Consider the following 12,624-nt stretch of genomic DNA (forward strand, 5'->3'; position numbering starts at 1 on the left):
GGGGATGCGGGTGATCGTTGGCCTCAAAGCCGCTCCATCCGCGTCCGCACGCGCTCGATGAAGGCGCGGCGGCGGTCATCGGACGCGACGTTCAGGTGGTAGAGCGCGAGGTACTCGGCGCGGGCCCGGCGGGCGGCGAACCAGCGGAGGTAGCGTGTCACCATCCGGCGGGGTGGGTCCTGCATCGCCAGCGCCATCCAGCGCGGGCGACCGTAGGTGACGATTCCGACGATCCGCTCCAGTGAGTCGAGGGTCGGCCGGACATGCCGCGGATCGGAGAGGTCGAAGGCGACGCCCGGCATCATCAGCCGGTCGATGAAGCCCTTGAGCATGGCCGGCGGGCCGAAGCACCAGGTCGGAAACTGCACCACCAGCACCTGCGCCGCGCGCAGGCGCGCGACGTAATCCTCCAGCCCCCGCTGGTTCACCGTCACGTCGTGGTAGTGGCGCCGCCCCTCCGCGGTCAGGACCGGATCGAAGCCCTCGGCGTAGAGGTCGAGCAGATCGACCGCGTGCCCGGCCCGCGCCAACCCGTCGAGGGCGGCCGTGCGGATCGCCCCGTGAAAGCTCTCTGGCAGGGGGTGGCAGTAAAGGTAAAGAATGCGTTTCACGTGAAACAAACCGCCCCGGTCGCCACGCCGGCGGGCGTGAAGCTCCGCATCTTGCCCGGGTTCATCAGGCCCATCGGGTCGGTCAGCCGCTTGAAGCCGAGCTGGTCGGTCTCCGCCCGCTTGTGCCGGGTGCCGTCCTCCAGCGTGTAGACATGCGGGTTGGCGATCCAGACGCCGCGCGCCTCGTGCGCCGCGATGATGTGGTTCAGCCTCTCCGCATCGGTGAACTTCAGGAGCGGGATACCGGCATAGGTGAGCCGGCCGGCGAACTCGATCAGTTCGAGATGCGGCACGATCTCGTCGGGAAACAGCGCCGCCATCTCGGCAACGCTCTCCATCAGCCTGTCGGCGGGGTGGAGGCTCTGGAGATAGGTCCAGCTCCGGTCGGTCTTGAGCACCTGCAGCGTGGTGTGATTCCAGCTGTATTCGTAGAGCGGCGTGTGGCCCGGTGAATCGTCGAGCGGCGTCTCCAGGGTGATCGTGCCGCCCTCCCGCGCCACCGTCGCCCGGAAGGCGGGCAGGCTCGCCTCCGACACCATCGCGATCAGGATCGCCTGCCCCGGCGGGCACTGCGCCCGCAGCGGCGTGAACCATTGCGGCAGCGGCCAGGCAATCGGCGTGACGAGCTTCTTGGTGATCGCGGGGTCGCGGCCGACCGCCAGCCCGACCTCGGCGGCCGTCAGGAAGTCGTCGAAGGCGACGATGACGTCGATCCAGGGATGGACCGGCGCGAGCGGCATCTCCAGCGCCGTGACGATACCGGTGGTGCCGTAGGCATGCGCCACGCCGTTGACCGCGTCGCCGGTCAGTTCCAGCACCCGCGGCTCCGGCTCCAGCGTCACCACGCGGGCGGCGCGGATGTTGCCGCGCTCGCGCAACTGGCCGTAATTTACCGAGCCGATCCCGCCCGAGCCGCCGGCGATGAAGCCGCCGATGCTCGCCGTGCGCTTGGTCGAGGGATGCATCCGGATCTCCTCGCCGCCCTCTGCGAGGAGGCCGTCGAGGCGGTTCATGCGGAGGCCAGGGCCGGTGCGCACCGCGCCGTCGCGCTGCCACTCGACCCGGTCGAGGCCGGAGACGTCGAGCACCACGCCGCCATGCAGCGGCACCGCCTGCCCGTAATTGCCGGTACCGCCGCCGCGCACGGTGAGCGGCACGCCGTGCCGGGCGCAGGAGGCGGCGACCGCGATCACCTCGGCCTCGCTCGCGGGCTCGGCGACGAGGTCGCCGGACAGGCCCTTCAGTTCGGCGTCGAGGACGGGGGAGTACCAGAAGAAGTCGCGCGAGCGCTTGCGCACCCGCGCCGGCTCCTCGACCAGGGCGACGCGGCCGGAGAGATCCGCCTTGAGCGCCGCGAGGGCGTCGGGGGAGGGGCGGCCCGTCATGTCAGGCCCGGGCCGTCAGGTCCATCGAAGCCTGGAGCTTCGACAGGATGTAGGCGCCGGCCTTCACTGGCTCGTAGCGCGGCGGGTTGGCGGCGTCGCAGCAGCTCGGCAGGCAGGCGACCTCGGACATCTCGTTCGGCGCCGTGAAGGCGACCATCGACAGGCGGGCGGACGAGCCGGTCAGCGCACGGTCGGGGTTCGACACCCGGTGCAGGGTCGAGCGCCAGCGCTCGTTGGTCCAGCGGGCCAGAAGGTCGCCGACATTGATGACGAAGGAATCCGGCACCACGCCGGCCTCGAACCAGTTGCCGTCGCGGTCGGCGAGCTGGAGGCCGCCGGGCGCCGTGTCCTGCCGCAGGATCGTCAGGCCGCCGTAATCGTGGTGGGCGCCGTAGCGGAGTTGCCCCGGCATCGGCGGCTCGGCCTGGTCGGGATAGTGGACGAAGCGCAGCGTCAGCGCCGGATCGGCGAACCAGGGCGCGAAGTAGTCTTGTGGCAGGTCGAGTGCGAGCGCCGACAATTCGGTGAGCTGCCCGGTGAGCCGCAGGATCGCGTCGCGCCACGCCTCGACGAGGCCGCGCAATTCGGGGGGTTCGGCGGGCCAGATGTTGGGGCGCGCCGAGGGCCCCTCGCGGTGCGGCGCGTTGAAGACCAGCGCCTCACACAGGTCGGGCGGCGTCTCGCCCTGAAGCGTCCGGGCGACGCTCTCGATGCCGACCGGCAGGTAGCCGCGGCCCTTGGTCTTCTCCGGCGCGGCGTCGCGGCTCTTCACCGCGAGCGGCTGCGCGAAGTAGCGCTTCATCGTGTCGTAGACGTCGTTCGCCAGACGCTCGGGGATGCCGTGGCCGACGACGACGGCGAATCCCGTCGTCTCGAACGCATGTCCGAAGGCGCGCCCGACCCCCGCCCGCGCGGCGGCGTCGCCGTGGATGAACGGGGCGATATCGACGATCGGAAGATCCGCCTGTCGCATGGATGCGCTCCGTCAGGGTTGGGCGAGGAAGTCGAGCGTGTAGGCTTGGCGGACGTCGAGCGAGGCCGGGTAGAGGCCGGCCTGGGTCATGACGTCGAAGAACGAGCGCCAGCGCGCATCCGTCATCGCGCCGAGGCCGAGCCGGGCCGCGTCGCCGCCATCGACGAGGCCGCGCCGCTTCATCTGATCCATCTTGAAGCGGAACAGGTCTTCGCCGCCGGTCGGAACCAGGGCGAGCACCGCCCGCATGGCGGGCTCGTAATCGCCGGCCATGCAGGCCTCCCAGCCATTCCGGCTCGCTTCGACGAAGGCCCGGACGAGCTTCGGCTTGGCGGCGATGAAGGCCTCGGTGGCGAAGATCGAGGTGGCGTAGTTGTCGTAGCCGTAATCGGCCAGCAGGATCGAGACCGGCGGCTCGGGCAGCGCCTTGCCAAGCAGGGCCGCGTCCTCGGTGATGTAGCCCTGCTGCACCGCCCGCTTGTCGGCAAGGAAGGGGGCCGCGGAATAGGCGAACGGCCGGAGCTGGTCGTCGGTGAAGCCGTAGCGCGCCTTGAGGAACTGCCAGAACTCGTTGCGCGAGAAGCCGCCGACCATGATCGGCCGACCCTTCAGGTCCTCCAGCCGAGCGACCCCCTGGCCGGCATGGGCCACCAGCGTCTGCGGATCCTTCTGGAAGAAGGCCGCCACGGTGCGCGCCTTGATGCCCTTGGCGACGAGGTTGAGCGTGGTGAAGCTCGACCCCATGCCCATGTCGAGTTCGCCCGAAGCGACCAGCAGCGGCATGTTGACGTTGGGATTGCCGGGTCTCAGCTCGACATCGAGCCCGGCCCGCTCGTAGAGGCCCGTCGCCTTGGCCTGGAAGAACCCGCAATGCTCGGCCTCCGGCACCCAGTTGAGGCCGAACGAGACCTTGTCGAGGGCGAGCGCCGGCGACGCCGCGAGGGCGGCCAGCGTCGCGAGGAGAGCGGACAAACGAACCATCAGGCGACCCTCTCGTGCGGCATCAGCGTCGGCGCCGCCGGCACGGAGACCGCCGGTACCGCCTCGGACACCTCCTCCTCGCCATGCGCGTGCAGGGCGGCCAGCAGGCGGCGGCGCATGATCATGCCGGGGCGGTCGGAGGGCATGTGGCTCTCGACCTTGCGGCCCATATCAACCGTGGCATCCGGGTCGGTCGATTCGAGGATGTCGCGGTCCTCCTCGACGATCACCGCATCCCAGGCGATCAGCGCTTCCGTCGAGCAATCCTCCTCGCGGTCGTTGCGGTAGAGGATCTGCGCGAGTCGGATCGTGCCGTCGTCGATCGGCGTCGCCGAGTTGAAGATGATGTGCCGCAAGCCCGACGGGTATTCGATGTCGAGCCGGCGGCAGAACGGCATGAACCACTTGTTGCGCATGTGGCGCTTGGTGGTCGGCTCGGTGGTGCCGCTGATGCGGTGGGCCATCGGCGGGTTGGCGATGGTGATGATCGTCTCCGCCTCGAAGCCGTACTCGGTCTCGGTGATCTCGTACTTTTCCGGGATCGGCTGGCTGATCTGCCCGAACGTGTTCTGGTGCACGAAGGCGAAGTGCGCGTTATCGAACGAGTTCTCCATCAGCCGCAGGGGCGAGGTCTTCCACACGTCGTGGAATTGCTGGATGCGCCGGTAGCCGGGCATCGTGTCCTCGGGGATCTCGGGGATCGCGGCGTAGGGCTCCTCCAGGCAGACCCAGGCGTAGCCGTACTTCGCGGTGCAGTGGTAGCTCTTCACCGCGAGCCGCGGCACGACCTGCTCCGGGCTGAATTGCGGGATGCGGGCGAGCGCGCCGTGCCGGTCATAGGCCCAGCCGTGATAGCCGCACACGATCAGGCCGTCCTCGCACCAGCCCTTCGAGAGCCGGGCGGTGCGGTGGCAGCAGCGGTCCATCATCGCCGCGGGCTCGCCCTCGCCGTCGAGGAACAGCACGATCCGCTCGCCCATCAGGGTGAAGGGCTTGGGGCCGTCCGTGAGGTCGGACAGGCGCAAGGTCGCGTACCAGTAATGGCGCCACAGCTTCTGGCGGGTCGTCAGCATGGACGCTCTCCGTGGTGATGCCCGGCGTGAAGCCCTCCGGCATGGTGTCGAGGGACGTGCGGTGGTTCAGGCGCGCTCGGGATCGCCCCAGGAACCGAGCGCGAGGCGGCTCAGGCCGCTCATGGCGAGGAACAGCAGGATGCCGGCGGCGGTGATCAGCGAGAGCGCGGCGAACATCCGCGGGATGTCGAGCTGGAAGCCAGCCTGGAGGATCTCGTAGGCGAGGCCGGCGCTGCGGCCCCCGGTGCCAGCCACGAACTCCGCCACCACCGCGCCGATCAGGGCGAGGCCGGAGGAGATGCGCAGGCCCGCGAAGAAGTAGCCGAGCGCGCTCGGGATGCGCAGGCGCAGCAGCGTCTGCAGGCGGCTCGCGCGGTAGACCCGCATCAGGTTGACGAGCCCCGGATCGACGCTGCGCAGGCCGACCGTGGTGTTCGAGATCATAGGGAAGATCGCGATGATGGTGGCGCAGATGACGAGCGCGACCTGCGTGTCGCGCACGAGGATGATGATGAGCGGGGCCACCGCCACCACGGGCGTCACCTGAAGCATCACCGCATAGGGGAAGAAGCCGCGCTCGATGAAGCGGCTCTGCACGAACAGGAAGGCGACGAGGGTGCCGAGCACGGTCGAGAGCGCGAAGGCGATCAGTGTCACCCGCATCGTGCTCCACAGGGCCCGCAGCAGGTCCGGCCCGTTCTGGACGAGGGAGGCGGCGATCACGGAAGGGGCGGGGAACAGGTATTCGGGAACCGCGAAGCCGCGGCAGGCGGCCTCCCATAGGCTCAGCACCGCGAGGCCGACGAGGAGAGGCGGCAGCGCCGCCTGGACGCGGGGATCCTGAATCAGCGGCCTTCTCATGCCCGCGCCTCCGCGGTGGCCGGGTCGCTGGCCAGCGACGCCTCGGTCAGCAGCGCCGAGAGGCGCTGGCAGTATTCGGCGAAGCGCGGAGAGCGCCGGAAGGCGTCGCCGCGGGGATGCGGCTCGTCGATGGTGAGTTCGGAGAAGATCCGCCCCGGACGCGCCGCCATCACGACGATGCGGGTGGACAGAAACACCGCCTCGTAGATCGAGTGGGTCACGAACAGCACGGTGAGCGAGCGCCGCCACCAGAGGTCCACGAGGTCGGCATCGAGCTTGTTGCGGGTGAATTCGTCCAGCGCACCGAACGGCTCGTCCATCAGCAGGAGGTTCGGCTCGGTGACGAGACCGCGGGCGATGGCCGCTCGCATGCGCATGCCGCCGGAGAGCTGGCGCGGATAGCTCCGGCCCTTCTCGCCGAGGCCGACCAGATCGAGTGCGGCCTGGACTCGGGGGGCGGCCTCCGCTTTCTTCACGCCCGCGAGGTCGAGCGGCAGGCGCACGTTGGCGGCGATGCGTAGCCACGGCATCAGCGTGGCGTCCTGGAACACCACCGACATCCGCCGGCCCTCCGCGCCGACTCCGTTGAAGCTGCCGCGCCACCACAGCAGGCGCCCGTCGCTGGGCTCGCTGAGATTGGCCACGAGTGAGAGCAGGGTGCTCTTGCCGCAGCCGGACGGGCCGATCAGCGACAGGAACTCGCCCTCGCGCACCGTCAGATCGACCGGGGCGAGCCCGCGGGTGCCGTCGGCGAACACCTTCTCGGCCGAAAGGATCTCGATGGCCGGGGCCGCGTTGGCGGCGGGCCGTGTCAGCCGCTCCGGGGCCGGCGCGGCCGCCTCGGCCATCGCCGCGCGCGAATAGGCCGGAAGCGGGCTAGCCAATGGGTTGGCTTGAGCGAATGCCGCCATCGCGCGGCTCACTCGGCTTTTGCCGAGAGGACGGGCATGAAATCGAGGCTGAAGGCCCGTTTCCAGTCCGTGGAGGCTTTGAGCAGCCCCGCCTCGACGAGGTAGTCGTAGGACGCCTTCCAGCGGGCCTCCGTCATGGTGCCGATGGGGACGTTCTCCTCGCCGCCCAGCACCTTGAGCGCCTTCAACCGGGTGATGCCGAAGGCGATCTGGCCGTCGCTCATCTTCGGGTTGGCCGCCTTGATCAGCACGTTGGCGGGAGCCGGGTTCTCCATGTAGCTCTTCCAGCCTTCCATGGAGGCGGCCACGAACCGGCGCATCGCCTCCGGCTTGCCCTCAGCGAGCTTGCGCGTCGTCACGATCGTGGTGCCGTAGGGCGGATAGCCGTCCCTGGCGAAGAGATGGAAGTTGACCGGAACGCCCTTCTCCTGCGCCTGGAACGGCTCCGAGGAAGGATAGGCCTGCTGCACGACGTTCTTGTCGGCGAAGAAGGGCTGCAGGTTGAAGGTATAGGCCCGCACCTGGGCGTCCGAGAGCGCGTATTTCTTCTTCAGCCAGGGCCACCACGCCGTCATGCCGGCCGAGGAGACGAGGATCGCCCTGTCCTTGATGCCCGCCAGCGACGTGACGTCGTCGTGGGTCATCATCCCCTGGAGGTCGTACTGGAACGAGGCCGCCACGGTGACCACAGGTAGGCCCTTCTCGACCGCCTGGAGCACCTGGATGTCGTAGCCCATGATCGCGTCGGCCTCGCCCGCGAGCAGGAGCTGCAGGCCGTTGACCTGCGGCCCGCCCATGCGGATCTCGACGTCGAGCCCGGCCTTCTCGTAGAGGCCGGTGGCCTTGGCTTGGTAGAAGCCGCCGTGCTCGGCCTGGGCGTACCAGCTCGTCAGGAAGACGACCTTGTCCGCCGCCCGTGCGGGCCCGGCCATCGCCAGTGCCAGGGTGACCGCCAGAAGGGCGGAGGCCCCCGTATCGAATCGGTTCGACCGCATCGGTGATGGTCCCCCGCCGCGTTGCCCGGGATCGGTCTCTCGACGCATGGACCGTGCCGCGTCGGACCTGCCCAGGCTGCCCGACATTAGGGAAGCGGAAGCAGTGCTGCAGGAAAAGCATCGTTTTCCGCGCGCAGCGCTCGCAGAATTCGCACGCTGCCGCATGGCTGTGCGCTTGGTGAAGCGTTCGGCGCCGCCGCATCCCAGCCTGCCCGAGGCGCGGTCCGCGCTCGCCTCGACAAGGGGAGTTGGCAAGCTCCCTGCAGAACGCCGCCGACGCGTTGCGCCGAGGGTGCGCGACGGGACGCGGGCGGAGGCCGCACCCCATGCTGCATCATCGCCTGCTGGGCTACCTCGACGAGGTGGCCCGCAGCGGCTCGATCCGCCGGGCGGCGACGCGCCTCAACGTCGCGTCGAGTGCCGTCAACCGTCAGATCCTCTCGCTGGAGGAGGAGATGGGCACGCCGCTGTTCGAGCGGCTGCCGCGGGGCCTGCGCCTCACCGCGGCAGGCGAGGTGCTGGTGCGGCACGTGCGCGACACGCTGAACGGCCACGAGCGCATGCTGGCGCAGGTCGCCTCGCTCAAGGGCCTGACCCGCGGCGAGGTGACGGTGGCGACGATGGCGAGCATCGCCGCCGGGGTGCTGCCGGGGGTGATCCGCACCTTCCGCGAGACCCATCCCCGCATCGTCGTCAAGGTTCTGGTCCTGCCGGTCGATCAGATCGCCGCCGCCCTGCTCGCGGGCGAGGCCGACCTCGCCTTGGCCTACCGGCTCCCGCCCGATCCGCGCATGCGCTGCATCGCCGAGTTCGAGCACCGCCTCGGTGCGGTGATGGCGCCCGACCATCCCCTCAACGGCCGCTATCAGGTGCGCATGGCCGATTGCCTTGAATATCCCCTCGTCGTCGCCGACCGCTCGATGACCCTGCGCGACGTGCTCGAACTCCTCGTGCCCGAGGGCACGAGCTTCACGCCCGTGGTCGAGACGAACTCGATCGAGCTGATGAAGCGCCTCGCCCAGACGGCCCCGCACATCACCTTCGTCAACCTCTCGGATGTCGGTGAGGAGATCCGCCGCGGCGTGCTGGCCTTCACGCCGATCTCGGATGCCAGTGCGATCATCCAGCGGGCGTCGCTGATGCAGCGCGCCCGCTCTGCGCTCGACGGGCCCGCCCACCTCCTTGCGGCCCGGATCCAGGCCGAGTTCGAGCGCCAGAGCGTTCCGGACTGATTCGGTCCGGCGCAAGCCGTCCCTTTCCCGCCATCCCTTTCCCCCTTGCCGACCGCGCTTTCCGCGAAAGGTTGAACCATGTCCGAGCCGCCGTTCCTGCCCGAGGCCCGCGCTTACCGCCTGCGCAACGCGCGCGTGCCCGGAGCCTTCCTGACGGGCGGCGTGCCGGCCGGCGCGACACTCGACGGGGACGGCTGCGCGCTCCTCGACATCATCGTCGCGGACGGCGTCGTCGCCGGTCTCCTGCCGGCCGGGAGGGCGCCGGACACCTTGCCGGATACGCTGCCCGCCGCGGATCTCGCCGGGCGGCAGGTCTGGCCGCGCCTCGTCGATGCGCATACCCATCTCGACAAGGGCCACACCGTCGCCCGCACGCCCAACCCGGCCGGCGACTTTCCCGGCGCCCGCGACGCCACGACGGTGGACCGCACCCGCCATTGGGACGCGGAGGATCTGCGCCGCCGCATGACCTTCGGCCTCGCCTGCGCCTTCGCGCACGGCACGGGCGCGATCCGCACGCATCTCGACAGTCAGGCGAGCGGGGAGGGTGCGCTGCGCGACCAGGCCGCAACGACCTGGGCGGTGTTCCGGGAGATGCGGGCGGCCTGGGCCGGGCGGATCGCGCTCCAGGGCGTCGGCCTGACCCCGATCGACGCCTACGCCACCGATTACGGGCGCCGCCTCGCCGACCTGATCGCCGATTCGGACGGGCTGATCGGCGGCGTGACCCGGCCGACCGGCGGCCTGCATGGCGGGGCGCTGGCCGAAATCGACGCCCTGCTCGACCGCCTGTTCGGCCTCGCCCGGGAGCGCAACCTCGATGTGGACCTCCATGTCGACGAGACCGGCGATCCCGCGGCGGCCTCCCTCGACGCGGTCGCGCGGGCGACCCTGCGCCACGGCTACGAGGGCCGCGTCACCTGCGGGCATTGCTGCAGCCTCGCGCTCCAGCCCGAGGCGCAGGCTTCGGCCACGATCGCGCGGGTCGCGCAGGCGGGTATCCGCATCGTCACGCTGCCGACCGTCAACATGTACCTCCAGGACCGCCAGCGGGGGCGCACCCCGCGCTGGCGCGGCGTCGCCCCGGTCCAGGAACTGATGGCGGCCGGCGTGCCCGTGATGGTCGCGGGCGACAATTGCCGCGACGCCTTCTACGCCTACGGCGACCACGACATGCTCGACACATTCCGGGCGTCGGTGCGCATCCTCCATCTCGATCATCCGCTGGCCGGCGCGCCCGCGCTCGCCGGGCCGGTGCCGGGGGCGATGATGGGGCTTCCCCATGCCGGCACGATCCGCGAGGGCGCCCCCGCCGACCTGATGCTTCTGCCCGCACGCAGCCTCAACGAGGTCGTCGCGCGGCCGCATGCGGACCGAATCATCGTGGTCGCGGGCCGGCCCGTCGCGGCGCGGCTGCCGCCCTACGAAGCCCTGACCGGTGAGGCCGCCCCCTGGTAGCCGGGCGCTGGACGGGGGGATGGGTGCGCAACAGCACGCGCCGCGAAAGAGGCGTGCCAGAACCCCGGCCCTGTCAAAAAAATCTGCAATTTTGGGCTAACACCCAGTGAGAGTTGGTGTTTTCAGCTTTGGGCGCCGAAGCACTCCGAGCCCTCGTCTTGGCTGTGCCGTATCTATGTGCACAGGACCAAAGCAGATCATGTTGTTTTGCGAGGCATAGATGCTCAGTTTCTGGGACATGCGGCGTCGGTTGGTCTGATCGCGACGCCGAATCCAGTCTCGGAGATTGACGACATGATCTCACGCATTGCAGCGGGCGCGATCCTCGGCCTCGCCCTCACCACCGCTGCCTCGGCCCAGAGCTACAACGCCCCGGCTGGCATCCCCGCCGTCACCGCCCCGGGCGGCCTCGTCGGCATCGCCGGTCCGGGCAATGTCGAGCGCTACCTGGATCGTGACGGCCGCCACGGCACCGTGTCCGTCGATGGCGTCTACACCACCGGCTCCACCGTGCGGGGCGCCCGCACCGTCCACGGGCGCTGACCCTCCGGACGGTCTGACGACTTCTGTTTCGACGGTCCCAAGGGCCGGCCGCGCATCGACGCGGCCGGCCCTTTTCCTTGGCCCACGCGCCCGGTTTCGAACGGGGTCGGCCTCGCCGGGGCCGAAGACTCACCTCCAGCTTTTCAACTTTCTCGAACGTTTCGTTCGAGCTTATTCCAGTTTTCGGAAAGCTCGCGCAGGTCCATCTTCACTCCATCAGATGACGGACGAACCGCCCGCCACCCACCGATGGAGTATCCCATGACCCGCATCCTCACCGCTTCCGTTCTCGCCCTCGCCCTCACCACCGCCGCCTCGGCCCAGAGCTACAATGCCCCGGCCGGCATCCCCGCCGTCACCGCCCCGGGCGGCCTCGCCGACGACGTCGGCGCCGTCCAGCGCCCCACGGCCCGCGACACCCGCTTCGGAACCCTGCCGGCGGGCGCCGACCTGACCACCGGCTCGGTGCGGCGGACGCATCACACGCGCTAAGGAGCGCCCCGAGCGAAGCGCCAGCCCGCCGGGGGAGACCCTGGCGGAAGACCGGTCCCGAATCCGCGCCTCCCGAAGCCGGCCCTTTTCCAAGGGCCGGCTTCGGTCGTTTTCGGCCGCGGCTTCGCACTTGCTTGTCGGGGTTCTCGCCGCGGCGGGACGCCGGGCTGGGGGCAGAGCGCATGCAGGGACCGGGGACGCCGACACTCGACCAGCTCCGGGTCTTCCTCACCGTGGTGGAGACCGGCAGCTTCGCCGCGGCCGGGCGCCGGCTGAACCGCGCGACCTCGGTCATCAGCTACACGATCGCCAATCTGGAGCTTCAGCTCGGCCTGTCCCTGTTCGACCGCGAGGCGACGCGCCGGCCTCAGCTCACCGAAGGCGGCCGGGCCGTGCTGGCGGAGGCCCGCACCGTCGCCCACGGCATCGACGCGCTGCGGGCCAAGGTCAGCGGTCTGCTCGGCGGTCTCGAAGCCGAGCTCGGCTTCGTGTCGAGCGTGCTGATGCCCGGCGCCCGGCTCGTCGATGCGCTGACCGCGTTCCAGGCCGCCTTCCCGACCGTGTCGCTGCGCCTCAACGTCGAGGCGCTCGGGCGGCTCAGCAATTCGTCACCGATGGCCGGGCCGATCTCGGGATCACCGTGGAATTGTGGACCCGCGACAGCGACCCGCTCGAACTGATCTCCGTGGGCGAGGTCGAGATGCTGCCCGTGGCCGCGCCGAACCATCCCCTCGCCGGGGCGGACGGACGGGTGCCGGGGGCGGCGCGCGAGCATATCCAGCTCGTCATCACCGACCGCTCGCCGCTGTCGCAGGACCAGGAATTCGGCGTGGTGGCCAGCCGCACGTGGCGACTGTCGGACCTAAGCACCAAGCACACCCTGCTGCTCGCCGGGATCGGCTGGGGCAGCATGCCCGCGCACATGGTCGAGGCGGACATCGCCGCGGGCCGCCTCGTCGAGCTGAGCCTGCCCGAGGTCCGGCGCCGCCGGCTGCCGCTCACCGTGATCTACCGCACCGACCATCCCCCGGGACCGGCCGGGCGCTGGCTGATCCGCCGCTTGGTCGAGCAGGCGGAGCGCGAGGCGGCGGCGCGGGCGGCCTGACCGG

Annotated in this window: 12 protein-coding genes and 1 pseudogene; 5 read left to right on the top strand and 8 right to left on the bottom strand. The window is 70.2% G+C overall.

Going from position 1 to position 12,624, the window contains the following annotated elements; genetic code table 11:
• Window positions 1-23 precede the first annotated feature (23 nt).
• From MSPGM_RS08950 to MSPGM_RS08985, 8 genes are all read right to left on the bottom strand, one after another.
• Entirely contained in the window at window positions 24-611 is a 588-nt protein-coding gene (locus MSPGM_RS08950) for an NAD(P)H-dependent oxidoreductase (RefSeq protein WP_003603492.1), read from the bottom strand.
• A complete protein-coding gene (locus MSPGM_RS08955) occupies window positions 608-1,996 on the bottom strand; it encodes an FAD-binding oxidoreductase (RefSeq protein WP_003603490.1) in 1,389 nt (462 codons plus the stop codon). The genes MSPGM_RS08950 and MSPGM_RS08955 overlap by 4 nt, the downstream gene beginning before the upstream one ends.
• A 1-nt stretch (window position 1,997) precedes the next feature.
• Window positions 1,998-2,969: an isopenicillin N synthase family dioxygenase gene (locus tag MSPGM_RS08960; protein WP_003603489.1), complete on the bottom strand. Its 972-nt coding sequence runs from the start codon at window positions 2,967-2,969 to the stop codon at window positions 1,998-2,000.
• A gap of 12 nt (window positions 2,970-2,981) precedes the next feature.
• Window positions 2,982-3,950 carry an ABC transporter substrate-binding protein gene (locus MSPGM_RS08965; RefSeq protein WP_003603488.1) on the bottom strand — a complete coding sequence of 323 codons (969 nt, stop codon included), beginning with the start codon at window positions 3,948-3,950 and terminating at the stop codon, window positions 2,982-2,984.
• Window positions 3,950-5,023 (bottom strand): aromatic ring-hydroxylating oxygenase subunit alpha, encoded by a 1,074-nt coding sequence (locus MSPGM_RS08970; protein WP_012752586.1) that lies wholly within the window; start codon window positions 5,021-5,023, stop codon window positions 3,950-3,952. The genes MSPGM_RS08965 and MSPGM_RS08970 overlap by 1 nt, the downstream gene beginning before the upstream one ends.
• 66 nt (window positions 5,024-5,089) lie before the next feature.
• The gene (locus MSPGM_RS08975) at window positions 5,090-5,884 is read right to left on the bottom strand and encodes an ABC transporter permease (protein WP_003603484.1); all 795 of its coding nucleotides are present in this window, start codon (window positions 5,882-5,884) and stop codon (window positions 5,090-5,092) included.
• A complete protein-coding gene (locus tag MSPGM_RS08980) occupies window positions 5,881-6,795 on the bottom strand; it encodes an ABC transporter ATP-binding protein (protein WP_003603482.1) in 915 nt (304 codons plus the stop codon). Before MSPGM_RS08980 ends, MSPGM_RS08975 begins: the two co-directional genes overlap by 4 nt.
• Window positions 6,796-6,803: 8 nt before the next feature.
• Window positions 6,804-7,790 (bottom strand): ABC transporter substrate-binding protein, encoded by a 987-nt coding sequence (locus MSPGM_RS08985; protein ID WP_003603480.1) that lies wholly within the window; start codon window positions 7,788-7,790, stop codon window positions 6,804-6,806.
• Window positions 7,791-8,116: 326 nt separating this feature from the next.
• Here MSPGM_RS08985 and MSPGM_RS08990 point away from each other — a divergent pair, with 326 nt between their 5' ends.
• The 5 genes and pseudogenes from MSPGM_RS08990 (at window position 8,117) to MSPGM_RS09010 (ending at window position 12,620) form a co-directional block, all read left to right on the top strand.
• Window positions 8,117-9,022, top strand: a complete 906-nt coding sequence (locus MSPGM_RS08990) for a LysR family transcriptional regulator (RefSeq protein WP_003603478.1) — start codon at window positions 8,117-8,119, stop codon at window positions 9,020-9,022.
• Between the two features lie 78 nt (window positions 9,023-9,100).
• Window positions 9,101-10,480 (top strand): cytosine deaminase, encoded by a 1,380-nt coding sequence (locus MSPGM_RS08995; RefSeq protein WP_012752589.1) that lies wholly within the window; start codon window positions 9,101-9,103, stop codon window positions 10,478-10,480.
• Between the two features lie 294 nt (window positions 10,481-10,774).
• The gene (locus MSPGM_RS09000; protein WP_003603474.1) at window positions 10,775-11,023 is read left to right on the top strand and encodes a hypothetical protein; all 249 of its coding nucleotides are present in this window, start codon (window positions 10,775-10,777) and stop codon (window positions 11,021-11,023) included.
• A 261-nt stretch (window positions 11,024-11,284) separates the two neighbouring features.
• The gene (locus MSPGM_RS09005) at window positions 11,285-11,515 is read left to right on the top strand and encodes a hypothetical protein (RefSeq protein WP_012752590.1); all 231 of its coding nucleotides are present in this window, start codon (window positions 11,285-11,287) and stop codon (window positions 11,513-11,515) included.
• Between the two features lie 182 nt (window positions 11,516-11,697).
• Window positions 11,698-12,620: pseudogene (locus tag MSPGM_RS09010) on the top strand (LysR family transcriptional regulator).
• The last annotated feature ends 4 nt before the right edge of the window (window positions 12,621-12,624 follow it).

The organism is Methylorubrum sp. GM97 (assembly GCF_024347855.1).
GTDB classification, from domain to species: Bacteria; Pseudomonadota; Alphaproteobacteria; order Rhizobiales; family Beijerinckiaceae; genus Methylobacterium; species Methylobacterium extorquens.

Bases quoted from the DNA above. Each gene is read 5' to 3' on its own strand.
- MSPGM_RS08955 (WP_003603490.1), bottom strand. From the start codon at position 1,996: ATGACGGGCCGCCCCTCCCCCGACGCCCTCGCGGCGCTCAAGGCGGAT.
- MSPGM_RS08960 (WP_003603489.1), bottom strand. From the start codon at position 2,969: ATGCGACAGGCGGATCTTCCGATCGTCGATATCGCCCCGTTCATCCAC.
- MSPGM_RS08965 (WP_003603488.1), bottom strand. From the start codon at position 3,950: ATGGTTCGTTTGTCCGCTCTCCTCGCGACGCTGGCCGCCCTCGCGGCG.
- MSPGM_RS08970 (WP_012752586.1), bottom strand. From the start codon at position 5,023: ATGCTGACGACCCGCCAGAAGCTGTGGCGCCATTACTGGTACGCGACC.
- MSPGM_RS08975 (WP_003603484.1), bottom strand. From the start codon at position 5,884: ATGAGAAGGCCGCTGATTCAGGATCCCCGCGTCCAGGCGGCGCTGCCG.
- MSPGM_RS08980 (WP_003603482.1), bottom strand. From the start codon at position 6,795: ATGGCGGCATTCGCTCAAGCCAACCCATTGGCTAGCCCGCTTCCGGCC.
- MSPGM_RS08985 (WP_003603480.1), bottom strand. From the start codon at position 7,790: ATGCGGTCGAACCGATTCGATACGGGGGCCTCCGCCCTTCTGGCGGTC.
- MSPGM_RS08990 (WP_003603478.1), top strand. From the start codon at position 8,117: ATGCTGCATCATCGCCTGCTGGGCTACCTCGACGAGGTGGCCCGCAGC.
- MSPGM_RS08995 (WP_012752589.1), top strand. From the start codon at position 9,101: ATGTCCGAGCCGCCGTTCCTGCCCGAGGCCCGCGCTTACCGCCTGCGC.
- MSPGM_RS09000 (WP_003603474.1), top strand. From the start codon at position 10,775: ATGATCTCACGCATTGCAGCGGGCGCGATCCTCGGCCTCGCCCTCACC.
- MSPGM_RS09005 (WP_012752590.1), top strand. From the start codon at position 11,285: ATGACCCGCATCCTCACCGCTTCCGTTCTCGCCCTCGCCCTCACCACC.